Here is a 24,332-nt window from a genome sequence, read left to right as displayed (position 1 = left end):
TGAATGGAAAGCTTATGAATGGGGGAACAGTCGTAAAGGTTATTGGCGAATCTCAAAAAGTCCCATATTACACAGAACCCTTGGAAACTCCTATTGGAGTAACCAAGGGCTTAAAAGTCTACAGAAACGTTATGAATTCTTGCGTCATTTATCTTGATTGAACCGCCGTATACGGAACCGTACGTACGGTGGTGTGAGAGGACGGGGGTTAATCACCCCCTCCTACTCGATTTATAAGAATAGAAAGTATATTTTTATTTAAAGAAGGGTATAGATCAAGCCCCCCCTGACAAGGAGCCAATTTCACACCTTTTCCTTCAATGCATAGTTCCTATTTCTCAGTTGGAGCGCATGACAAAGGAGTTACGGTAGATTAGATATGTTGGACCAAAAGTTGGGAGGATGTGATACGGGGGGAGGCCATTATACTAACGCATTATTAGATTGGAAAATTTTTGACAAATTCTATTGTAAATAGAGAAAATTTCTGTTTTTTTGATTACAGAAAGTGACACACTTCAGCCGATCAACTAAGGTATACTTTTCCGTAACAGAAAGTAGAAGCATGAGGAGCCTTATTATAAAGGGGGAAACTAGTTGACGGTTTATTTGGATGTAATTTGGGCTCTAAATTTTTTATTTGATAGTCTACTTCTCTACTTAACCGGTATATTTCTAAAAAGGGATATTCGGATTTGGCGCATTCTAATAGGGGGATTTATTGGTTCGCTGATTATTTTATTATCATTTACTTCATTTCAAGTTTATTCTGGGCATCCGATTTCAAAGCTATTATTTTCCGTATTGATGATATTAACAGTATTTGGATTCAAGCGAGTTTCATTTTTTATAAAAGCTTTAATGACCTTTTATGTCTCGACTTTCATCATTGGTGGGGCATTAATCGGTATTCACTATTTTATTCAATATGACTCTGTTTTAACGACTAAAGTACTTATGGCAAGTGTAAAAGGATTTGGTGATCCAATTAGTTGGGGGTTCGTACTTATCGGGTTTCCAATCGCATGGCATTTTTCCAGGAAAAATATAGAAAGTATGGAAATGACAAAGATTAAGTATGACCAGTTAGTAGAAGTAAACATTGAAATTGAAAATGAACTTCTTACATTTAAGGGGTTAATTGATAGTGGAAACCAGCTATATGACCCAATTTCTAAGCTTCCAGTTATGATTGTTTCTATAAAAAATCAAATAGATGCTGTTTCTGAACCAATACAAAAATTGGCATCTTCTCCTGAACCTCTCATTAATGGAAATATCGAATTTCCAGTTGAATGGGAATCCAGGATGAGAGTTATTCCTTATAAAGTTGTTGGTCATAACCATCAATTGATTATCGCGATAAAACCAGATCGTATCATCATTAAACATGATGGAATTGGGTATCTGTGTGAAAAAGGGCTAATATCCTTCACTATGCAGCAGCTCTCTGCTGATGATACATATGAGTGTATTGTTCATCCGAAGATGTTGACAGGACAAAGGTTGCAAGGAGAATCAGTGAAGGTAAGCTAATAATACTATACTCAAAAAAGCAAAATTTTAGAAGGAGGAATACAAATGAAAAAATGGAAACTTCGCTTATCCTACTATTGGTATAAACTATTAATGAAGTTAGGTCTTAAAACCGATGAAGTATTTTATATTGGTGGAAGCGAAGCCCTGCCACCTCCTTTAAGCAAAGAAGAAGAAGAAATACTCCTACAAAAACTTCCTGCAGGTGATAAAGCGGCAAGATCAATATTAATTGAAAGAAACTTGCGGCTTGTAGTTTATATTGCACGCAAGTTTGAGAATACAGGAATCAATATTGAGGATTTAATCAGCATTGGCACTATTGGTTTAATTAAGGCTGTTAATACCTTTAATCCCGAAAAAAAGATCAAATTGGCTACATATGCATCTAGATGTATTGAAAATGAGATACTTATGTACTTAAGGCGAAATAATAAAATTAGATCAGAAGTCTCATTTGATGAGCCGCTTAACATTGATTGGGATGGAAATGAACTTTTGCTGTCAGATGTGTTAGGGACTGAAGATGATATTATTACAAAGGATTTAGAAGCCAATGTAGATCGAAAGCTATTAACAAAAGCACTCCATCAGCTTTCGGATCGAGAGAAACAAATTATGGAGCTTCGTTTCGGTCTATCAAACGGTGAGGAAAAAACGCAAAAGGATGTTGCTGATATGCTAGGGATATCACAGTCCTATATTTCTAGGTTAGAAAAACGAATTATCAAAAGATTAAGAAAAGAGTTTAATAAAATGGTTTAAAAGAAAAAAAGAAAATTTTTTCCATAAAAAAACTATTGATTTTATTGTTATCATCGCATTTCAGATAATATGCACCTATCTCTGAAAAAAGGATAGGTGCATATTTTTCCTTCCCAAGGAGATACTGTTTTTTGTACAGCAGCTCTCTCGAGGAGGGAAAAGAATTGACTCGAAATAAAGTTGAAATATGCGGTGTAGACACATCAAAACTTCCTGTTCTTAAGAACGAAGAAATGAGAGTACTTTTTAAGCAAATGCAAGAAGGAGACCTTAATGCAAGGGAAAAGTTGGTAAATGGAAATTTGCGTCTTGTATTGAGTGTCATTCAACGATTTAATAACAGGGGCGAGTTTGTTGATGACTTGTTTCAGGTTGGCTGTATTGGACTGATGAAATCGATTGATAATTTTGATTTAAGTCAGAATGTAAAGTTTTCAACTTATGCGGTGCCTATGATTATAGGAGAAATTAGAAGGTATTTACGTGATAATAATCCTATTCGTGTATCCCGCTCCCTAAGAGACATTGCCTATAAAGCATTACAAGTAAGGGAAAAATTGATGAGTGAAACTTCACGTGAACCTACAGCTGAGGAAATTGCCAAAGTTTTGGAAGTACCTCATGAAGAAATTGTGTTTGCGCTGGATGCCATACAAGATCCTGTATCCCTATTTGAGCCTATATATAATGATGGCGGAGATCCTATTTATGTAATGGATCAATTGAGCGATGAAAAAAATAAAGATGTACATTGGATCGAAGAAATCGCTTTAAAAGAGGGGATGCGAAGATTAAATGAACGCGAAAAATTAATTTTAAGGAAACGGTTTTTCCAGGGGAAAACCCAAATGGAGGTTGCCGATGAAATTGGTATCTCCCAAGCACAAGTTTCCCGACTCGAAAAAGCAGCAATTAGACAAATGAATAAAAATATACAAAGTTAACAGCTGTCCAATTGGACAGCTTATTTTTATTTAAGAATGTAACTTAGGTAGATACACTATCCTTCAATCTTTATACGATAAGCCATCCAAACGCCTATGGCAGCAAACCATTATGCATCGCTATCCAGCGCTTGCTCTTTTCTAATGGATTTATCCCCTTATACTATTTAGTTGGATACATACATATATTTTTTATAGAACATGTTACAGGGAGTGGTATCGGTGGTCACAATCTCTGAGTTTCAAATTAAAGATGTCGTTAATGTATTTGATGGAAAAAGGTTAGGTAACATTGGGGATATTGAAATTAATTTAACAACTGGAAAAATTGAAGCAATCGTCATTTCAGGAACCAGTAAAGTTCTTGGCTTTTTTGGGAAAGATGAAGAGATTATCATTCCATGGAAAAACATCATCAAAATTGGTCAGGATGTTATTTTAGTAAGATACAAAGGCGTGGAAGATCAACATATTGAAGAGTGATAAAATGTTCTAAATTCAATTCTTCCGATGAACATTTTATTTTTTCATGGTAAACTAAAGAAAAAAATAAGAGGTAGAGTAATGGAACCTTTTGTAAAGAAAAATCAATCCTATTTTTCTATTGAAAGCTGGATGAGCCAATTCCCTGGACTGATTGCCGGGATGACTACCAAATTAGGAGGTGTTAGTAAAGCGGAGTTGGCATCTTTAAATATGGGCTTTCATGTTGGAGATGATAAGGAAGCAGTATGTACAAATCGCGAAAGAGTTTCAACACTTCTGCAATTCCCATTAAATCATTGGGTAGGAGCTGAGCAAACACACGATACAGTGATTAGAAAAATATCTAAACATGATCGTGGTAGAGGAGCCAGTGCATATGAAACTTCCTTTAAAGGAACTGATGGGTTTTATACAAATGAAACGGGTATTCTTTTAACGCTTTGCTATGCTGACTGTGTTCCTCTCTATTTTATCGCTCCAGAAAATAACATGATTGGAGTGGCACATGCTGGCTGGAAAGGAACGGTTTCCCAAATTGGGAGAAAAATGATTGACTTGTGGGTAGAAGAGGGAATACGACCAGATCAGATTTCTGTAGGAATAGGACCATCAATCTGCGAAAAATGTTATATTGTGGATAATCTTGTCATAAAGTTAGTTGAAAATATACTAGAAGATGTCGACGTAAAACCATATAATTTAATTAATGAGAATCAATATTCATTGGATTTACGTATGTTAAACCGACTGATACTTCTAAAGGCTGGTGTACCTGATAAAAATATAAGTGTAACTAATTTTTGTACCAGCTGTCATGACGATGTGTTTTTTTCTCATCGTCGGGATCAGGGGAAGACTGGAAGAATGTTAAGTTATATTGGCTGGAAGGAGTATTAGATTCTGTTATGAAAGTTGCAACAAAGTATGAACACATAAAAAAGCAAATAAATGAGGCATGCCGGAAAGTTGGAAGAGATCCGCATGATATTACAGTTATAGCAGTTACGAAATATGTCAGTACAGAAAGGGCAATAGAAGCAATAGAAGCCGGAATAGAACATCTTGGGGAAAATAGGGACACTGGTCTTCTAGAAAAGTGGAATATTTTAAAAGACAAGCCTTGCTGGCATTTTATCGGAACACTTCAAACACGAAAGGTGAAAAATATTATTGATAAAGTGGATTATATTCATTCACTTGATCGCCTTTCATTGGCTGAAGAAATTAACAAAAGAGCCAATCATAAAATAAAATGTTTCGTACAAGTGAATGTTTCAAAAGAGGAGTCCAAACATGGATTAGCTCCTAAAAATGTAGTGGATTTCATTCAATCTCTTCGTCCGTTTGAAAACATTATTGTTGAGGGATTGATGACTATGGCTCCGTTTACGGATGATGAGAAGGTTCTTCGAAAATGTTTTAAAGAATTAAGAGAACTTCGCAATCAAGTTCAAGCTTGTCAGTTGGATTTCGCTCCATGTACAGAACTATCGATGGGAATGTCCAATGATTTCATGATTGCCATCGAGGAAGGAGCCACGATGGTAAGAATAGGAACAGCACTTGTTGGTGAAGATGGTTAGGAGAGAAAAAAATGACGATCAAATCTAAAATAAAAACGTTTTTCATGTTAGAAGATGAATTTGAAGATAATGAAGCTGTAAAAGAGCCTGTAGAATTAGTAAAACCAAAAAAAACACCTGTAAAGCCTCAAAATGTAGTTAATTTGCAAACTGTGCAAAAGGTTTCAAATACCAATAAGCCTTCTAAAGTTGTGTTAGTAGAACCACATTCCACTTCAGAGGCTACTGAAATTGCTGATCATATAAAAAATCGCCGAGCTGTTGTAGTAAATTTACAGAGGATTGATAGTGAATCAGGCAGGCAAATCGTTGATTTTTTAGGCGGGGTTGTTTATGCACTTAATGGTGAAATTTCAAAAATAGGGACAAGTACTTTTTTATGCACCCCGGATAATGTTGAGATTTCTGGCAATATCTCGGACATGTTTCCTGAGCGGGAACAATTAAACACGAGGTGGTAGTAGATATGGGCTTTGTTATTGGTATCTTACAGCAAATATTATATATTTATTCATGGGCATTAATTATTTATATTTTAATGTCCTGGTTTCCAAATGCTAGAGAATCGACGGTTGGACAGTTTTTGGCAAGGATTTGCGAACCATATTTAGAACCATTTAGAAGATTTATACCTCCAATCGGAATGATTGATATTTCACCAATTGTAGCTTTTCTTGTGCTCAATTTCGCTAGCAGAGGGCTTGGTAGTTTGGCCGTTTGGCTTTCATAAAAATTGATTAGATAGGAACATCTTTATGAATATTTATCAACATTTCCGCCCAGAAGAGCGAGAGTTCATAGACTTAGTATTACAATGGAAAAGTTTTGTTGAATTTAATTATGCGCCAAAATTAACCGATTTTTTGGATCCTAGGGAGCAACATATTTTAAAATTAATTATTGGTGAACATGGTGAAGTAAAATATCATTTTTTTGGCGGATACGATCAAGCGGAGAGAAAGAGAGCTTTATTATATCCAGAATATTTCACACCAAGTGAGGATGAATTTCAAATCAGTTTATTTGAAATTCATTATCCTAAGAAATTTGTTAAAATTGAACACCCACAAGTGTTAGGTACACTTATGTCATTAGGATTGAAACGTGGGAAATTTGGCGATATCTTGATTAATGATGAACAAATTCAATTTTTTACAGCTAAAGAAGTGAGCTTCTATGTTAGTAGTAATATCGAAACAATTGGACGCACTGGCGTAAAATTATCCGAGCAGCCATTTGAAAACGTGATTGCGTCAAATGAGAAATGGGAGGAAAATGATTTAACAGTATCTTCTTTACGTTTGGATACTGTTATTTCAGGTGTTTATCATATATCTCGTCAAAAAGCACAGGATTTAATTCAACATAATTTTGTTAAGGTAAATTGGACTTTGACAGAAAACACTTCTTTTCTTTGTGAAATAGGTGATATGATTTCTGTTCGAGGATTTGGTAGAGTCAAATTGATTAGAATTGACGGAAAAACAAAAAAAGAAAAGTGGCGAATAACAGTAGCGAAACAAAAATGATTGAATTTTTTGCAGGAAATTCGATGAACTTGTCGAATTATACCTAATACATATTGCAGTACAGTTTGTATGGAGGTGGCTTTATGCCGTTAACGCCGTTAGATATTCATAATAAAGAATTTAATAAAGGTTTTAGAGGATATGATGAGGATGAAGTAAATGAATTCCTTGATCAGGTAATCAAGGACTATGAATTAGTACTTCGTGAAAAAAAAGAATTAGAAGAACGTTTACAAGAAATGCAAGAACGTTTAAATCACTTTTCAAATATCGAAGAGACATTAAACAAATCAATCGTAATTGCACAAGAAGCTGGTGAAGAAGTAAAGCGTAATGCACAGAAAGAAGCAAAATTAATCATTAAAGAAGCGGAAAAAAATGCAGATCGAATTGTGAATGAATCTTTATCAAAAGCCAGAAAAATTGCTTTGGAAATTGAAGATTTAAAGAAACAATCAAAGATTTTTCGCACTCGTTTTAAAATGTTAATTGAAGCTCAGCTCGATATGTTAAATACGGATGATTGGGATCACTTATTAGAATATGAAGTAGATGCAAGTGATTTAATATTGCAGAAAGAAGAAGATTCACTAGCTTGACGAATTGTGTCTAGTAGCATATAATTTCATAACAAGTTATATAGAGCGGAATTGACGATGAAAGGGACAGTACAATTTTCAAAGGAGTTTTAAGCAGCGAGCCAGGGATGGTGGAAGCCTGGTAAAGCTCGAAAATTGGAAAATCACCCTTGAGTTCTGAGGTCGAACTTCTAAAGAAAAGTAGACTGATGCGTGTAATTCACGTTACGAATGATAAAGAGGATGGAATGAAGTTCCATCTATCAGGGTGGTACCGCGGGAAAAACCTTCTCGTCCCTATATTGGGATGAGAAGGTTTTTTATTTGATTTAAAGTCATTCTGTTCAATAAAAATAATGGAGGAAAAGAAGAAAATGGAATACAAAGACACACTATTGATGCCGCAAACAGATTTTCCGATGCGCGGCAATCTTCCAAAAAGAGAACCAGAAATCCAGGCAAAATGGGATGAAATGAATATTTATCAAAAAGTACAGGAGCGTACAAAACAGCGTCCTATTTTCGTCCTTCATGATGGACCACCATATGCCAATGGAGATATCCATATTGGGCATGCCTTAAATAAAATTTTAAAGGATTTTATTGTCCGCTATAAATCCATGAGTGGCTATCATGCACCTTATGTACCCGGCTGGGATACCCACGGACTTCCAATTGAACAAGCTCTAACCAACAAGGGAGTCAAACGTAAGGAAATGTCTGTTGCTGAATTTCGTAAGCTTTGTGCGGAATATGCTCTTGAACAAATTGATAACCAAAGAACCCAATTTAAGCGTCTTGGTGTTCGTGGAGATTGGCAAAATCCTTATATTACACTTAAGTCAGAGTATGAGGCGCAACAGATTAAGGTCTTCGGAGAAATGGCGAAGAAAGGTTATATTTACAAAGGACTTAAGCCTGTTTATTGGTCTCCATCTAGTGAATCTGCACTTGCGGAAGCTGAAATTGAATATAAAGATAAACGCTCACCATCTATTTATGTTGGTTTTAAGGTAAAAGACGGGAAAAATGTACTAGATCAAGATACTCAAATTGTAATCTGGACAACAACACCTTGGACCATTCCGGCAAACCTTGGTATTTCTGTACATCCAGACCTTACTTATGTGGTTGTTTCAGTAAATAATCAAAAATATGTTGTAGCCGAAGCTTTACTAGAAGCAGTGAAAAAAGAAATCGGCTGGGAAGAAACAACTATTGTTAAGAAACTTAAAGGTACTGATTTAGAGTATGTGGTTGCGGCCCATCCTTTATATGACCGCGACTCTCTTGTAATGCTTGGGGAACATGTAACGACTGATGCCGGTACTGGATGTGTTCATACAGCTCCTGGTCATGGGGAAGATGACTTCCTTGTAGGTCAAAAATATGGATTAGATGTCTTGAATCCAGTGGATGATAAAGGATATATGACAAGTGAAGCACCAGGGTTTGAAGGGTTATTCTATGATGAAGCAAATAAACCTATCACACAGGCGTTGGAAGAAGCAGGTGCTCTGCTTAAGCTATCCTTTATTACTCACTCCTATCCACATGACTGGAGAACAAAAAAACCGGTTATTTTTAGAGCAACTGCTCAATGGTTTGCATCGATTAAAGACTTCAGAAATGAACTGTTAGATGCTATTAAGGAAACAAAATTTGTACCTGCATGGGGAGAAATTCGCCTGTTTAACATGGTTCGCGATCGCGGGGATTGGTGTATTTCTCGCCAGCGTGTTTGGGGAGTTCCGATTCCTGTATTTTATGCGGAAAATGGAGAAGCAATTATTACTGATGAAACAATTAACCATGTTTCTGACCTATTCCGTCAATATGGTTCAAATGTATGGTTTGAACGGGAAGCTAAGGACCTATTACCGGAAGGCTTTACCCATCCTGGAAGTCCGAATGGCATATTTACAAAAGAAACAGATATTATGGACGTATGGTTTGACTCTGGTTCCTCTCATCAGGCTGTTTTGCATGAAAGAAGCGATCTCGTCCGACCTGCCGATCTTTACTTGGAAGGTTCTGACCAATACCGCGGCTGGTTTAACTCTTCGCTTTCAACAGCTGTAGCGGTGACAGGTAAGGCACCATATAAAGGTGTTTTAAGTCATGGTTTTGTTCTCGATGGCGAGGGTCGAAAAATGAGTAAATCTTTAGGAAATGTCGTCGTCCCTGCAAAGGTTATGAATCAATTAGGAGCAGATATTTTACGCCTATGGGTTGCATCAGTTGATTATCAAGCAGATGTTCGTGTTTCTGATGCCATTCTTAAACAAGTGGCTGAAGTGTATCGGAAAATCCGTAATACCTTCCGTTTCTTATTAGGTAACTTGGCAGACTTTGATCCAACTAAAGATAAGGTCTCTTACGAAAATTTACGTGAAGTCGATCAATTCATGCTTGTTAAACTGAACAAACTTATTAAAACTGTACGTAATGCTTATGAAAAATATGAGTTTGCCGGCATTTATCATGCAGTAAATAATTTCTGTACTTTGGATTTAAGTGCTTTCTACTTAGATTTTGCAAAAGATGTCCTATATATTGAAGCTGTTGACCATCCGGAACGCCGTGCAATTCAAACAGTTTTATATGAATCATTACTTGCATTAACCAAATTAGTTTCACCTATTCTTCCTCATACAGCTGATGAGGTATGGAGTTATATTCCTCATGTGGAAGAAGAAAGTGTTCAATTAACCGATTTTCCTGAATACCAAGAGCTTGAAGGTGCTCAGCAGTTAGAAGAAAAATGGACAGCATTTATGAAACTTCGGGATGATGTGTTAAAAGCACTAGAAGAAGCTAGAAATGCGAAATTAATTGGAAAATCTTTAACTGCAAAGGTAACACTATATGTGAATGAAAAAACGAAAGCACTTTTAGATTCCATTAATGAGAATTTACAACAACTCTTTATCGTTTCAGGCTTTGAAGTAGCAGGTTCTTATGATGAAGCACCTGAAAATGCGTCTAAATTAGATACAGCTGCGATTGTAGTTACGAAAGCCGAAGGGGAAACTTGCGAACGATGCTGGGTAGTTACTCCAGATGTTGGCCATGATAAGGATCATCCAACACTTTGTCCTCGCTGTGCCCGTGTGGTAAAAGAAAATTATAGTCATTTAGCCTAATTTCAAGCCCTGTACCTATGTACAGGGCTATGATATTTTTTGCATGGCAATAGTTGAGATTGATGTTAAATGTTGTCCAGAGTCACATACAGGGCTAGGGGAATAATAAGATCAATATCTCAAGCGGAGGGAGTAACACTATGAATGCCATGCAGGAAAAGCTGTTTCTTGAACTCCGTCAAAACAAAGAAGAAATTGAACAATCGTTGGCAAACAAAAACGAAAAGGACTGGTTGACTGATATATTAAAGGATGAGTTACGGGATATAGAAGTAGCATTGAGAAAGCTTAAAGAAGGAAATTTTGGTCAATGTGAAATTTCTGGAGAATTACTACCCGAAAAATTATTAACAATGATTCCTACACTAAGGTCGAAAAGAGATTCAGATTTCTTGGAGTATTTTTGGAAAAAGTCGATACCACTATCTTAAATAATTGTTCGTTGTCGCATAGCGGTTAAGTATGCTAAAATGCTAGGAGTAAATAATGACTTATGTGGGGGTATTTTTTAGTGTTTTATTACTTAACCGCGCTTTTCATTATCATTTTAGATCAAATTACAAAATGGCTTATTGTTAAAAATATGTATATTGGTGAAAGTATACCAGTCATCGATGATTTTTTATACATAACATCTCATCGGAATCGTGGTGCTGCGTGGGGTATCCTCCAAGGTCAAATGTGGTTCTTTTATGTGATAACAGTAATTGTCATAATTGGTCTTATTTATTATCTTCATAAAGCAGCGAAGGGTAAAATGCTGTTGGGTATTTCATTAGCTTTCATGCTTGGGGGAGCAATAGGTAATTTTATTGATCGTGTTTTTCGTAAAGAAGTCGTGGATTTTATACATTCGTATATTTTTAGCTATAATTTCCCGGTATTTAATATTGCCGATTCTGCATTAGTAATAGGAGTTGGCTTATTAATGATTCAAATGATACGTGAAGAAAGACAATCGAAGGAGAAAACATATGGAGAAAATGGAACACACCATTCTTGAGGCGCAAAAAGGAGATCGAATAGATAAAGTTATCTCCGGGTTAAATAATGAATGGTCCAGAACTCAAGTTCAACAATGGATTAAAAATGGACAAATTCTTGTGAATGGTCAAGAGGTAAAGACAAATTATAAGTGCAATCTGGGAGATCAAATTGAGATTCAAATTCCTGAACCAGTAGAACTTGAAGTGGTTCCGGAAGAAATGGATTTAGATATATATTATGAGGATAAAGATGTCCTTGTTGTGAATAAGCCAAAGGGTATGGTAGTTCACCCTGCCCCTGGTCACATGACAGGAACGCTTGTGAATGGATTAATGGCTCATTGCAAGGATTTATCCGGCATTAATGGGGTACTTCGACCAGGCATCGTGCACCGGATAGATAAGGATACATCTGGTCTTTTGATGGTAGCAAAAAATGATTTAGCACATGAAAGTCTTGTTAATCAATTAGTGGAAAAATCGGTAACAAGAAAATATATAGCCATTGTTCATGGTGTAATTCCCCATGATTTTGGAACGATTGATGCTCCTCTCGGAAGAGATCCAAAGGATCGACAAAGTATGGCCGTAGTGGATAATGGAAAACATGCGGTAACCCATTTTCAAGTGCTGGAACGTTTCAAGAACTTTACATTTGTTGAGTGTCAATTAGAAACAGGCAGGACTCATCAAATTCGTGTCCATATGAAATACATTGGCTATCCGCTTGTGGGGGATCCAAAATACGGTCCGAAAAAAACTTTAGATCTAAACGGCCAGGCATTACATGCGGGTGTTCTGGGATTTACACATCCGAGAACTGGTGAATATCTGGAATTTGAGGCACCTCTTCCAGAATATTTTGAGCAGCTGATTATTCAACTACGAAATAATCATTGACATGGTGAATAAATTACTGTATGCTAACAATAGCTAAATAAGCCTTTAATTCAGTCCCGTGAGGCTGAGAAGGAACGGTCAATATTGTAATGTATGTTTATTTGCAATTTTGTTACTATGAACTGTTACCCTCTCGCCAATATCGGTGAGAGGTTTTTTATTACTTAGAAGCAGGTGAAGAGGATGAACCAAAAAGCACTTGTTCTTGATGAGCAGGCAATTAACAGGGCATTGACAAGAATCGCTCATCAAATTATTGAGAAAAATAAAGGAATTGAGGATTGCGTATTGGTGGGTATCCGTACAAGAGGCATTCATATTGCCAAACGGTTAGCTGCCAAGATTGAACAAATTGAAGGAACCCCCATTCCTGTAGGGGAATTAGATATAACACTTTACCGAGACGATTTAACAAAGAAAACGGATAATCAAGAACCTCTTGTTAAAGGATCGGATATTTCATTTAACATAAGTAATAAGAAAGTTATTCTTGTTGACGATGTATTATATACCGGAAGAACAGTAAGAGCAGGACTAGATGCTTTAATGGATTTAGGTCGTCCATCCGCTATTCAGTTGGCAGTATTAGTTGACAGAGGACATCGCGAACTTCCAATCAGAGCAGATTACGTTGGAAAAAATATTCCGACTTCAAGTTCCGAAAAAATTGTGGTCGAATTAGTGGAAGTTGACCAAGTTGATCAAGTTAGCATTTATGAAAAATAAATACCAGCCCTTTTAAATGCAGTCCAGTGAGGCTGACAAAGGGGAATTGAGCCGATTGCAATTTTATCGGATTTCCATACCCTCTTTGTACCATCATGGACAAAAGAGGGTTTTTTATTTAGAAAATGAAAATAATACAAATACATTTCTACCAGGAGAGAGAGCAATGAATACCAAACCTATCCTAGCTGTTAATGAAACACCTAAATTTTCACAATGGCTTACTTTAAGTATACAACATCTTTTTGCGATGTTTGGAGCTACAATCCTTGTACCATATCTCGTTGGATTGGATCCGGCAATTGCTTTAATTTCAAGTGGACTTGGAACATTAGCCTTTTTACTCATTTGCAAATGGCAAGTTCCAGCGTATCTAGGATCTTCATTTGCCTTTATTGCTCCAGTTATTGCTGCAAAAACGGCTGGTGGGCCTGGTGCAGCAATGGTTGGAACATTTTTGGCAGGACTTGTCTACGGGACTGTTGCATTAGTTATTAGTAAAGTAGGACATCGCTGGATAATGAATTTACTTCCTCCCGTGGTTGTTGGACCAGTCATCATCGTAATTGGCTTAGCAATTGCTCCAACCGCGGTTGGAATGGCTATGAATAATCCAGATGGACAATATAGTACGCTTCACTTTTCAGTTGCATTGGTTACACTAGCCGCTACGATCCTTTTCTCGATTTATGCTAAAAAAATTCTTAGTATTATTCCAATTCTCGCTGGTATAGTAGTCGGGTATGTTTACGCCTTATTCATCGGGATCATTGATTTTAAACCTGTCCTAGAAGCCCAATGGTTTGAAATGCCGAAATTTATCATTCCATTTGTCAGCTATGAAGTAAAATTCACATGGAATATTTTTTGGTTAATGGTTCCGGTCGCGGTGGTAACGCTATCCGAGCATATCGGGCACCAGCTTGTTCTAAGCAAGGTGGTAGGACGGGACTATATTAAAGAGCCAGGACTTCATCGTTCGATTCTTGGGGATGGAACTGCAACAATGATTTCTGCCCTTATTGGAGGTCCTCCGAAGACAACATACGGTGAAAATATTGGTGTATTGGCAATCACCCGTGTGTACAGTGTCCATGTTCTTGCTGGTGCTGCAGTTTTAGCAATAATCTTTGGATTTGTTGGGAAAATTACAGCATTAATTAATACTATACCTACACCGGTTATGGGTGGCGTGTCCATACTATTATTTGGAATCATTGCCTCCTCTGGATTAAGGATGTTGGTAGATAGCAAAATAGATTTTGCAGATAAACGAAATCTGGTCATCTCATCTGTGATTCTAATCCTTGGAGTTGGTGGAGCGATTTTAAAACTTCCTATTAAAGATATTGAAATTCATGGAATGGCACTGTCTGCAATTTTCGGGGTTTTATTAAATCTAATCCTTCCAGGCAGACAGAAAGTAAATGAAAATTTGTTTGAAACTGAAGAAAATCGAAAAACAGCATAATCCATATTAAATACCTTTTAAATGAAGTCCAGAGAGGCTTACAAGGGTGTATAAATCGGATTGGCTTCGAATGAAGCCAAAAACGGAGATAGGTAAGATTTGTTACACCCTGATCTTTTTGGATCAGGGTGTTTTTTATCCAAACGGAGAGGCGGGACAATAGATGTTGCAACACTTATTAACTACAAATGAGTTGAAAGTGGAAGAGATCTATCAAATTTTACAGGATGCTCAGCGTTTTGCAGATGGTATGACTTGGCGTCCAAATGGAAAGCTGTTTTCTGCCAACTTATTTTACGAAAATAGCACCAGGACGAAATGTAGTTTTGAAATAGCTGAGAGAAAATTGGGATTACATGTTATTCCTTTTGAAGTCCAAACTTCAAGTGTTCAAAAAGGGGAAACGCTCTACGATACGGTTAAAACCTTGGAAACTATCGGTGTTCATACAATTGTTATCCGCCATAGCCAGGACCGTTATTTTGATGATTTGGTTGGAAAGGTAAACGTGCCAATTATTAATGGCGGTGATGGTTGTGGGCATCATCCAACACAATCCCTTCTTGATCTATTGACGATTTATCAAGAGTTTGGAGGATTTAAAGGATTGAAAATCGCTATTATTGGCGACATAAGACATAGCAGGGTAGCTCGATCCAATGCAGATACACTAACAAGATTAGGAGCAGAAGTAATGTTCTCAGGCCCAGAGGAATGGTTTGATAGCCATAGTTTACATTCCTCGCGTTTTTTACCGATTGATTACGCTATACCTCAAGCAGATGTTGTCATGCTACTTCGAGTGCAGCATGAGAGGCATCAAAAGAAAGGAAGCTTTACGGCATCAGAGTACCATCAAAAATTTGGTCTTACAATCGAAAGAGAAAAGAAAATGAAACCTGGAAGCATTATTATGCATCCTGCGCCAGTCAATCGTAACGTTGAAATTGCTGATAGCCTTGTAGAATGCAGCCGTTCAAGAATTTTTAAGCAAATGAAAAATGGTGTATTTGTCAGGATGGCAGTTTTGAAGAGATCTTTAGAAAGTATAAATGGAGGGTATATCAATGAAAATACTTATTCAGAACGCCAATTACATAGCATCTAACGGTGAAAAAAAACATGCTGATATTTTAATAGAAAACGGAACTATTACAAAAATTAGTGACCAAATTGATTCAAGTGCAGATCGAAAAATTGATGCTAAAGGATTGCTTGTTTCACCTGGGTTTATCGACCTTCATGTCCATCTCCGTGAACCTGGCGGTGAGAAAAAAGAAACCATTGCTACTGGTACATTAGCAGCTGCAAGAGGAGGTTTTACTACCGTTGCTGCTATGCCGAATACAAGACCAGTACCTGACACCCAAAGGAACATGGAGGACTTGCAAAATAAAATAAAACAATCAGCAAAGGTTCGAGTTTTACCGTATGCCTCCATTACTACTAGATTACTTGGTGAGGAATTGACGGACTTTGAAGCATTAAAAAAGGCAGGTGCATTCGCCTTTACAGATGATGGTGTCGGAGTGCAATCGGCAAACATGATGCTAGAAGCGATGAAGAGAGCAGCAGAACTTAACATGGCAATCGTTGCACACTGTGAAGATAATACTTTGGTAAATAAAGGTTGTGTTCATGAAGGATCTTTTGCGAGAATACATGGATTAAACGGGATTCCTTCAGTATGTGAATCCACTCAAATAGCTAGGGATGTCCTACTAGCTGAAGCAGCCGGCTGTCATTATCATGTATGTCACGTAAGTACAAAAGAGTCAGTCAGAGTGATTAGAGATGCGAAACGAGCTGGTATTAAAGTTACTGCAGAAGTAACACCACACCATTTGCTCTTAACTCAAGATGATATCCCGGGACTTGATGCGAATTATAAGATGAATCCGCCGCTTCGTGATGCTGCCGATAAGGCTGCTTTGATCGAGGGACTGCTGGATGGAACAATTGATTTTATTGCAACTGATCATGCGCCCCATACGATGGAAGAAAAAAGTGAAGGAATGCAATTAGCACCGTTTGGAATTGTCGGTCTAGAAACAGCATTTCCACTCCTTTATACAAACTTTGTTTTAACTAAAATGATCTCTTTTGAACAGTTAATCGCACTATTATCGAAGAAACCGGCAGAAAGTTTTTCACTTCCTTATGGTGAAATCAAAGTTGGAGCACCAGCCGATCTTGTCCTCTTAAACCTAAATGAGGAAAGAGAAATAAATCCAGATGAATTTTTATCAAAAGGAAAAAATACACCATTCGCAGGCTGGAAGTGTAAAGGCTGGCCTGTGATGACAATTGCTGAAGGACAAATAGTTTGGGAAAAAGGATGTGTGACAGCATGAAAGCTCAGTTAATTTTAGAAGATGGAACAATTTTTATTGGAGATGGTTTTGGAAGCCATATCGATACCATTGGTGAAGTCGTATTTAATACAGGTATGACAGGGTATCAAGAGATTCTTTCCGATCCTTCTTATTGTGGTCAAATTGTAATGCTAACATATCCATTAATAGGAAACTATGGAATTAATCGAGATGATTTTGAATCGATTAATCCATCAATCAAAGGAATGATTGTTAAAGAGGTTTCTGACTTCCCTTCTAACTGGCGAAGTGAATTTACCATCGACGAATATTTTAAAATGAAAAAAATTCCCGGTATTTCGGGAATTGATACCCGTAAATTGACAAGAATCATTCGTCAATATGGAACATTAAAGGGAGCCATTTGCAGCATTGATAATGATCCGGATGATGTTTTAAGAAAATTGAGGCAAATAAGACTACCGAACGATCAGGTACGAACAGTTTCAACGAAAAATCCGTATCCAAGCCCTGGTCGAGGTAATAGAATTGTTGTCGTTGACTTTGGAATGAAACATGGTATATTGCGCGAATTAAATAATCGAGGTTGTGACGTCATCGTTGTTCCATATCATACGACTGCAGATGAAATCTTAAAACTGCGTCCAGACGGAATCATGCTTACAAATGGACCGGGTGATCCAAAGGATGTTCCTGAAGGAATCCAAATGATTAAAGAAGTCCTTGGTATTGTTCCGATATTTGGTATTTGCCTTGGACACCAACTATTTGCACTTGCATGCGGTGCTGACACGGTAAAGATGAAGTTTGGTCATCGTGGTTCAAATCACCCTGTCAAGGATTTAACAACAGGTAAGGTTCTTATTACTTCACAAAATCATGGCTATACAGTAGATCCAAAATCAATAAAAAATACTAGATTAGAGATTACTCACATTGCTCTGAATGATGGAAGCATTGAGGGATTAAAGCATTTAGTTTACCCAGCCTTTACAGTCCAATACCATCCGGAGGCATCTCCTGGTCCGGAAGATGCAAACTGCTTATTTGATCAATTCCTTGCAATGATAGAAGCAAATAAACGGGAGGTTACAACAAATGCCTAAACGTAAAGAGATACACTCCATATTAGTTATTGGCTCAGGTCCGATTGTTATTGGGCAGGCAGCAGAATTTGACTATGCTGGTACACAAGCTTGTATCGCGTTAAAAGAAGAAGGATACCGGGTCATTCTAGTAAACTCTAATCCAGCAACAATTATGACAGATACGGAAATTGCGGATGCTGTTTATATCGAACCACTGACAGTAGAATTTGTCAGCCGAATCATTCGCAAGGAACGACCGGACGCACTATTAGCCACTCTTGGAGGCCAGACAGGTCTTAATCTTGCTGTGGAATTGGCAGAATCAGGTGTTCTTGAAGAATACGGTGTTGAAATATTAGGAACAAAGCTATCTGCCATTAAACAAGCAGAAGATCGCGAATTATTTAGAAGTTTAATGAATACGTTAAACGAACCGGTGCCAGAAAGCGAGATTGTCCATGAATTGGAAGAGGCAATTGCTTTTGTTGAGAAAATTGGTTTTCCAATTATTGTACGCCCTGCGTATACATTAGGAGGTACTGGTGGAGGCATATGCCACAACATGGAAGAACTTAAGGAAATTGTGACGAGCGGATTAAATAACAGTCCTGTTCATCAATGCTTGCTCGAAAAAAGCATAGCCGGCTATAAGGAGATTGAATATGAAGTCATGCGTGACGCGGGTGATAACGCAATTGTTGTATGTAATATGGAGAACATTGACCCGGTTGGTATCCATACAGGTGATTCTATTGTTGTAGCTCCAAGCCAGACGCTGAGTGATCGCGAATATCAGATGTTAAGAAATGTGTCATTAAAAATTATCCGTGCCCTCGGGATTGAAGGAGGTTGCAATGTTCAGCTAGCTTTAGATCCTAATAGCTTCAAATACTATATTATCGAAGTGAATCCAAGAGTAAGCCGTTCTTCAGCCCTTGCATCTAAAGCAACTGGCTATCCAATTGCCAAGCTTGCTGCCAAAATTGCAGTTGGCCTAACACTAGATGAAATGATGAACCCAGTAACTGGAAAAACATATGCCAGCTTCGAGCCGGCACTTGATTATGTTGTTACAAAAATCCCAAGATGGCCGTTTGATAAATTTGAATCTGGGAACCGTTCACTCGGTACACAAATGAAAGCCACAGGCGAAGTGATGGCGATTGGGCGAAATTTTGAGGAATCTTTATTAAAAGCTATTCGTTCATTGGAAGCGGGTGTTTATCATTTTGAATTAAATGGTGCCTCTGAAATCGATGATGAATTGCTTGAAAAGAGAATTCGAAAAGCTGGTGATGAACGACTCTTCTATATTGCGGAAGCCATTAAACGCGGGATTTCAATTGAAGTGATTCATGAGTGGAGTAAAATTGATCGTTTCTTCCTCAAAAAAATGGAGGGCATCATTGAATTAGAAGCTAAAATTTCTGAGAACCTGTTTGATCCAGAAATTCTTAGGGAAGCAAAACAAAAGGGATTTACAGATAAAAAGATTGCTGAACTATGGAGGACGAGTGAATCAGAAATTTATAGTTTCAGAAAAATGAAGGGGATCATACCTGTCTATAAGATGGTTGATACTTGTGCCGCTGAGTTTGAATCGGAAACACCTTATTACTATGGTACTTATGAAGAAGAAAATGAGTCGGTTATAACCGGTAAAGAGAGTGTGATCGTTCTAGGGTCTGGTCCAATTCGCATTGGTCAAGGAATAGAGTTTGACTATGCTACTGTTCACTCTGTTAAAGCCATCAAAGAAGCAGGTTATGAAGCGATCATTATTAACAATAACCCTGAAACGGTTTCTACTGATTTTAGTATATCTGATAAACTCTACTTCGAACCGCTAACGATTGAAGATGTCATGCATATTATCGAATTAGAAAAACCGATCGGAGTGGTGGTTCAATTTGGCGGTCAGACGGCTATTAATCTAGCAGCAGGACTTGCAGAACATGGAGTGAGAATCCTAGGTACAAGTCTTGAAGATTTGGATCGTGCAGAAGACCGCGATAAATTTGAATATACATTAAATCAATTGGGTATCCCTCAGCCGCTTGGAAAGACAGCACTTTCTGTTAAGGAAGCTATGAGGATTGCTGAGGAAATTGGTTATCCTGTCCTCATTCGTCCTTCTTATGTACTGGGCGGCCGAGCCATGGAGATTGTTTATCATGAAGATGAACTTCTTAGATATATGGAAAATGCGGTCAAGATTCATCCGGAACATCCTGTCCTAATTGATCGATATCTAACAGGTAAAGAAATAGAAGTGGATGCAATATCGGATGGGAAAAATGTCTTGATCCCAGGGATTATGGAGCATATTGAACGTGCTGGTGTTCATTCGGGAGATTCCATTGCAGTCTATCCGCCACAAACACTATCTACGGAAATTAAACAAAAGATTGTTGAATATACAGAGAAATTAGCACTTGGTCTTAATATTGTTGGCCTACTGAATATTCAATATGTTGTTACAGACGGGGAAGTATTTGTATTAGAAGTAAATCCACGTTCAAGCCGAACGGTGCCGTTTTTAAGTAAAATCACAAATATCCCAATGGCAAAACTTGCGACAAAAGCTATTCTTGGTATATCTCTTCCGGAACAAGGATATTCAACTGGAATTGTTCCTGAAAAGAATGGGGTCTTTGTAAAAGTACCTGTATTCTCATTCGCGAAATTAAGAAGTGTTGACATTTCTCTCGGACCGGAAATGAAATCCACTGGTGAGGTAATGGGAAAAGATATTACTTTGGAAAAGGCTCTATATAAAGGCTTGATTGCTTCAGGAATGACCATACAGAAGTTTGGTACAGTCTTATTCACTGTTGCAGATAAGGATAAAGCAGAAGCGTTAGAACTAGCTAAGAAATTTGCTGCAAATGGATATCGAATCATGGCGACAAAAGGAACCGCTGAAGTACTAAAAGCAGCAGGACTTCAAGTCAATGTTGTAGGTAAGATTGGTTCCGAAGGGACTACATTACTTGATGTGATCCATCGCGGTGAAGTGCAGTTAATCGTCAATACGTTAACCAAGGGGAAACAACCTCAGCGTGACGGTTTTAGAATCCGACGCGAAGCAGTTGAGAATGGGGTTCCATGTTTAACATCACTGGATACAGCTAATGCACTCTTAAAAATTATCGAATCTATGAATTTTTCTGTGGAAGCAATAGAGTCGGCGCATAGGGAGGCAGTTTTTGCATGATTACAAAAGAAATGTGCCAAATAGTCAGCCATAAAGAAATAGCGGCAGACATTTTTGAGCTAACTGTTGAAGCCAAATTCGTAGGGCAAATAAAAGCGCCGGGGCAATTTGTGCATATTCGGGTCTCTAATGGTTGGGACCCACTTTTACGAAGACCAATTAGTATTTCTTCTTTTGATAAAAAGAAAAACCAATTAACAATGATTTACCGAAGGGATGGAAAGGGAACACAGCTTCTTTCCCAGCTAGATACCGGAGAGGTTGTCGATATTCTTGGGCCATTAGGAAATGGATTCCCGGTTGGTGAAGTGGATAAAGGACAAATTGCATTGCTAGTAGGGGGCGGAATTGGAGTGCCCCCCCTTTATGAACTTTCTAAACAGTTGACAGAAAAAGGTGTAATCGTAAAACATGTCCTTGGATTTCAATCTGAGTCGCATGTATTTTATGAAAAGGAATTTTCTAATTATGGTGAAACCATCGTTACGACAGTCGACGGTTCGTATGGTGTTAAGGGTTTAGTGACGGATGTTATAAAGAATTTATCGTTTGATTGTATATTTACTTGTGGTCCTACTCCTATGTTAAGAGCCATTAAGCAAGAGTATTCAAATAAAAAAGTCTTTCTATCATTGGAGGAACGGATGGGCTGTGGAATAGGTGCTTGTTTTGCCTGTGTATGTAAAACTGGAAATGATCCTTCAGGAAATTCTTATAAAAAGATTTGTAGTGATGGACCTGTTTTCCGAGCTAAAGAGGTGTTAATATGAGCCGTCTAAATGTAGAATTACCTGGTTTAAAGTTAAAAAATCCGATTATGCCTGCCTCAGGATGTTTCGGATTTGGTAGAGAGTACAGCCAGTTGTATGATTTGAACCTTCTGGGCGCGATTATGATAAAAGCAACTACGGTAAAAACGCGATTTGGAAATCCTACACCACGAGTAGCAGAGACACATGCAGGAATGCTAAATGCAATTGGCCTTCAAAATCCGGGGTTGGATAAGGTGATTTCTGAGGAGTTGCCATGGCTTTCACAATATGATGTTCCAATAATTGCTAATGTTGCAGGTTCAGTAGAAGAAGAATATGTCGAGGTAGCAAGAGAAATCTCCAAATCTCCTAATGTCCATGCCCTTGAATTAAATATTAGTTGTCCGAATGTAAAAACCGGAGGGATCGCTTTTGGGACGATTCCTGAGGTGGCTAAACAATTAACCCGCAAAGTGAAGGAAGTTTCAGAGGTTCCGGTATATGTGAAGCTATCGCCGAATGTAACCAATATAGTAGAAATGGCTAAGGCTGTCGAAGCGGGAGGCGCTGATGGATTATCGATGATAAATACATTAGTTGGGATGAAGATTGATATAAAAACTGGAAAACCGATCTTAGCCAATCGAACGGGAGGTCTTTCCGGTCCTGCGATTAAGCCAATTGCTATTCGCATGATTTATGAAGTAAGCCAGGTGACTAACCTGCCGATCATAGGAATGGGTGGCATACAATCGGCAGAAGATGTCATTGAATTCTTTTACGCGGGAGCGAGTGCCGTTGCAGTGGGGACAGCAAATTTTGTGGATCCGTTTGTTTGCCCTTCCATTATTGAACAGTTGCCTGAACTATTGGAAAAATTAGGATTTGAACATATAAGTGAATGTACAGGAAGGAGCTGGAAACAAAATGGACAACTCGCTTATCATCGCTCTTGATTTTGCAAATAAAATAGAGGTTGAACAATTCCTACAGCCGTTTGGTGATAGGCAGCTTTTTGTAAAGGTTGGTATGGAGCTCTATTACCAGGAAGGTCCTTCTATTATTTATTTGTTAAAAGAAAAAGGTCATCGAATTTTTCTTGATTTAAAACTACATGACATTCCAAATACAGTAAAAAATGCCATGAAGGGGCTTGCCCGCCTCGATTGTGATTTAGTCAATGTACATGCTGCAGGAGGAAAGGAAATGATGCAGGCAGCATTGGAAGGTTTGGAAGCAGGAACCTCAATGGGGAGAAAACGACCATATTGTATAGCTGTTACCCAGTTAACAAGCACATCTGAAGAACAAATGAATAAAGAACAGTTGATTCCTGTAAGTCTTATTGATTCTGTCCTCCATTACTCGGTGCTGACAAAAAAAGCTGGTTTGGATGGAGTGGTGTGTTCGGCATGGGAAGCTGAACGGATTCGTGAAAAAGTAGGCCAGCCATTTTTAACGGTTACACCGGGGGTACGATTGAAAGAGGATCAAGCTGGTGATCAGAAGAGGATTGCCACTCCTGATTTTGCTAGAAATGCAGGGGTAAGTGCAATTGTTGTCGGGCGCTCCATTACTCGATCAGCTGATCCAGTTCAAACGTATCAAAAATGGATGGAAATATGGAAGGGAGTACATTCATGAAAAAGATCATTGCTGAAAAATTATTAGAGATAAATGCTGTTGCTTTACAGCCGAAAGAACCTTTTACTTGGACATCAGGTCTTCGTTCTCCAATTTATTGTGACAATCGTTTGACCTTGTCATACCCAACCGTTCGAAGGGCAATAGCGCAAGGTTTGCAAAAAGTAATTGTTGAAAACTACCCCCATGTTGAAGTAATAGCTGGGACAGCAACTGCAGGCATACCTCATGCAGCTTGGGTCAGTGAATTAATGGATTTGCCTATGTGTTATGTTCGGTCAAAAGCAAAGGGCCACGGTAAAGGAAATCAAATTGAAGGCAAGGTTAATGTGGGACAAAAGGTTGTAGTTGTTGAAGATTTAATTTCAACCGGCGGAAGTGTAATAACAGCGGTCAAAGCTTTAAGGGATGCGGGATGTGAAGTAATTGGTGTTGTATCCATATTTACATACGGCTTGGAAAAGGGAAAACAAGAGTTTGCTAAAGAAGGAATTAAGAGTGTATCGTTAACAGATTTTGCGACACTTGTTGAAACAGCCATTGAAAAAGGATACATCAGTGAAAATGACCAAGAAAGTCTACTAGCTTGGAGTAAGAATCCAACTGAATGGAGCAGGCAGTACGTATAGTTGCATAGAAAAAAGC

Annotated in this window: 24 protein-coding genes, 1 pseudogene and 1 other annotated feature; all 25 genes and pseudogenes read left to right on the top strand. The window is 37.9% G+C overall.

Annotation, left to right across the window (positions count from 1 at the left end; genetic code table 11):
- Nucleotides 1–157: pseudogene (locus tag GZA11_RS16590) on the top strand (group II intron reverse transcriptase/maturase); the annotation flags it as partial.
- A 440-nt stretch (nt 158–597) separates the two neighbouring features.
- Complete coding sequence (gene spoIIGA, locus GZA11_RS03375) at nt 598–1,536, top strand: sigma-E processing peptidase SpoIIGA (RefSeq protein ID WP_038540909.1); 939 nt, start codon at nt 598–600, stop codon at nt 1,534–1,536.
- Between the two features lie 45 nt (nt 1,537–1,581).
- On the top strand, nt 1,582–2,301 hold the full coding sequence (sigE, locus tag GZA11_RS03370) for an RNA polymerase sporulation sigma factor SigE (RefSeq protein ID WP_038540911.1): 720 nt from the start codon (nt 1,582–1,584) through the stop codon (nt 2,299–2,301).
- Between the two features lie 164 nt (nt 2,302–2,465).
- Nucleotides 2,466–3,245: an RNA polymerase sporulation sigma factor SigG gene (sigG, locus tag GZA11_RS03365; RefSeq protein WP_163182882.1), complete on the top strand. Its 780-nt coding sequence runs from the start codon at nt 2,466–2,468 to the stop codon at nt 3,243–3,245.
- 222 nt (nt 3,246–3,467) lie between these two features.
- Nucleotides 3,468–3,728 carry a YlmC/YmxH family sporulation protein gene (locus GZA11_RS03360; RefSeq protein ID WP_038540921.1) on the top strand — a complete coding sequence of 87 codons (261 nt, stop codon included), beginning with the start codon at nt 3,468–3,470 and terminating at the stop codon, nt 3,726–3,728.
- Nucleotides 3,729–3,809: 81 nt separating this feature from the next.
- On the top strand, nt 3,810–4,628 hold the full coding sequence (gene pgeF, locus GZA11_RS03355; protein WP_163182879.1) for a peptidoglycan editing factor PgeF: 819 nt from the start codon (nt 3,810–3,812) through the stop codon (nt 4,626–4,628).
- Nucleotides 4,629–4,636: 8 nt separating this feature from the next.
- Complete coding sequence (locus tag GZA11_RS03350) at nt 4,637–5,314, top strand: YggS family pyridoxal phosphate-dependent enzyme (protein WP_038540927.1); 678 nt, start codon at nt 4,637–4,639, stop codon at nt 5,312–5,314.
- A gap of 11 nt (nt 5,315–5,325) precedes the next feature.
- Nucleotides 5,326–5,775 carry a cell division protein SepF gene (locus GZA11_RS03345; protein ID WP_038540930.1) on the top strand — a complete coding sequence of 150 codons (450 nt, stop codon included), beginning with the start codon at nt 5,326–5,328 and terminating at the stop codon, nt 5,773–5,775.
- 5 nt (nt 5,776–5,780) lie between these two features.
- Complete coding sequence (locus tag GZA11_RS03340) at nt 5,781–6,044, top strand: YggT family protein (protein ID WP_038540934.1); 264 nt, start codon at nt 5,781–5,783, stop codon at nt 6,042–6,044.
- Nucleotides 6,045–6,069: 25 nt separating this feature from the next.
- Nucleotides 6,070–6,843, top strand: coding sequence for a YlmH family RNA-binding protein (locus GZA11_RS03335; RefSeq protein ID WP_163182877.1), 774 nt, complete (start codon nt 6,070–6,072; stop codon nt 6,841–6,843).
- Between the two features lie 83 nt (nt 6,844–6,926).
- Entirely contained in the window at nt 6,927–7,442 is a 516-nt protein-coding gene (locus tag GZA11_RS03330; protein ID WP_038540940.1) for a DivIVA domain-containing protein, read from the top strand.
- A 48-nt stretch (nt 7,443–7,490) separates the two neighbouring features.
- Nucleotides 7,491–7,723 (top strand) — a binding site (T-box leader).
- A gap of 72 nt (nt 7,724–7,795) precedes the next feature.
- Nucleotides 7,796–10,567 (top strand): isoleucine--tRNA ligase, encoded by a 2,772-nt coding sequence (gene ileS, locus GZA11_RS03325; RefSeq protein WP_163182875.1) that lies wholly within the window; start codon nt 7,796–7,798, stop codon nt 10,565–10,567.
- A 140-nt stretch (nt 10,568–10,707) separates the two neighbouring features.
- Nucleotides 10,708–10,998 (top strand): hypothetical protein, encoded by a 291-nt coding sequence (locus GZA11_RS03320; RefSeq protein WP_038540946.1) that lies wholly within the window; start codon nt 10,708–10,710, stop codon nt 10,996–10,998.
- An 80-nt stretch (nt 10,999–11,078) separates the two neighbouring features.
- The gene (lspA, locus tag GZA11_RS03315) at nt 11,079–11,570 is read left to right on the top strand and encodes a signal peptidase II (RefSeq protein WP_163182873.1); all 492 of its coding nucleotides are present in this window, start codon (nt 11,079–11,081) and stop codon (nt 11,568–11,570) included.
- Nucleotides 11,542–12,453 carry an RluA family pseudouridine synthase gene (locus tag GZA11_RS03310; RefSeq protein ID WP_163182871.1) on the top strand — a complete coding sequence of 304 codons (912 nt, stop codon included), beginning with the start codon at nt 11,542–11,544 and terminating at the stop codon, nt 12,451–12,453. The genes lspA and GZA11_RS03310 overlap by 29 nt, the downstream gene beginning before the upstream one ends.
- 183 nt (nt 12,454–12,636) lie before the next feature.
- Nucleotides 12,637–13,179 (top strand): bifunctional pyr operon transcriptional regulator/uracil phosphoribosyltransferase PyrR, encoded by a 543-nt coding sequence (pyrR, locus tag GZA11_RS03305; protein ID WP_163182869.1) that lies wholly within the window; start codon nt 12,637–12,639, stop codon nt 13,177–13,179.
- Between the two features lie 166 nt (nt 13,180–13,345).
- Nucleotides 13,346–14,650 carry a solute carrier family 23 protein gene (locus GZA11_RS03300; RefSeq protein ID WP_163182867.1) on the top strand — a complete coding sequence of 435 codons (1,305 nt, stop codon included), beginning with the start codon at nt 13,346–13,348 and terminating at the stop codon, nt 14,648–14,650.
- A gap of 166 nt (nt 14,651–14,816) precedes the next feature.
- Nucleotides 14,817–15,758: an aspartate carbamoyltransferase catalytic subunit gene (locus tag GZA11_RS03295; RefSeq protein WP_038542253.1), complete on the top strand. Its 942-nt coding sequence runs from the start codon at nt 14,817–14,819 to the stop codon at nt 15,756–15,758.
- A complete protein-coding gene (locus GZA11_RS03290) occupies nt 15,718–17,004 on the top strand; it encodes a dihydroorotase (RefSeq protein ID WP_038540959.1) in 1,287 nt (428 codons plus the stop codon). Before GZA11_RS03295 ends, GZA11_RS03290 begins: the two co-directional genes overlap by 41 nt.
- The gene (locus tag GZA11_RS03285) at nt 17,001–18,092 is read left to right on the top strand and encodes a carbamoyl phosphate synthase small subunit (protein ID WP_038540962.1); all 1,092 of its coding nucleotides are present in this window, start codon (nt 17,001–17,003) and stop codon (nt 18,090–18,092) included. The genes GZA11_RS03290 and GZA11_RS03285 overlap by 4 nt, the downstream gene beginning before the upstream one ends.
- Nucleotides 18,085–21,291 (top strand): carbamoyl-phosphate synthase large subunit, encoded by a 3,207-nt coding sequence (carB, locus tag GZA11_RS03280; RefSeq protein WP_163182865.1) that lies wholly within the window; start codon nt 18,085–18,087, stop codon nt 21,289–21,291. The genes GZA11_RS03285 and carB overlap by 8 nt, the downstream gene beginning before the upstream one ends.
- Nucleotides 21,288–22,061 (top strand): dihydroorotate dehydrogenase electron transfer subunit, encoded by a 774-nt coding sequence (locus GZA11_RS03275; protein ID WP_163182863.1) that lies wholly within the window; start codon nt 21,288–21,290, stop codon nt 22,059–22,061. Before carB ends, GZA11_RS03275 begins: the two co-directional genes overlap by 4 nt.
- Nucleotides 22,058–22,999 carry a dihydroorotate dehydrogenase gene (locus tag GZA11_RS03270; protein WP_163182861.1) on the top strand — a complete coding sequence of 314 codons (942 nt, stop codon included), beginning with the start codon at nt 22,058–22,060 and terminating at the stop codon, nt 22,997–22,999. The genes GZA11_RS03275 and GZA11_RS03270 overlap by 4 nt, the downstream gene beginning before the upstream one ends.
- Nucleotides 22,971–23,687: an orotidine-5'-phosphate decarboxylase gene (pyrF, locus tag GZA11_RS03265; protein WP_163182860.1), complete on the top strand. Its 717-nt coding sequence runs from the start codon at nt 22,971–22,973 to the stop codon at nt 23,685–23,687. Before GZA11_RS03270 ends, pyrF begins: the two co-directional genes overlap by 29 nt.
- The gene (pyrE, locus tag GZA11_RS03260) at nt 23,684–24,316 is read left to right on the top strand and encodes an orotate phosphoribosyltransferase (protein ID WP_163182858.1); all 633 of its coding nucleotides are present in this window, start codon (nt 23,684–23,686) and stop codon (nt 24,314–24,316) included. The genes pyrF and pyrE overlap by 4 nt, the downstream gene beginning before the upstream one ends.
- Nucleotides 24,317–24,332 lie beyond the last annotated feature (16 nt).

Origin of the sequence: Neobacillus sedimentimangrovi (assembly GCF_010614825.1) — a bacterium.
GTDB classification, from domain to species: domain Bacteria; phylum Bacillota; class Bacilli; order Bacillales; family Cytobacillaceae; genus Neobacillus; species Neobacillus thermocopriae.
Note: the sequence above shows the minus strand (reverse complement) of the source record. Positions and strands in the feature narration are given on the sequence as shown.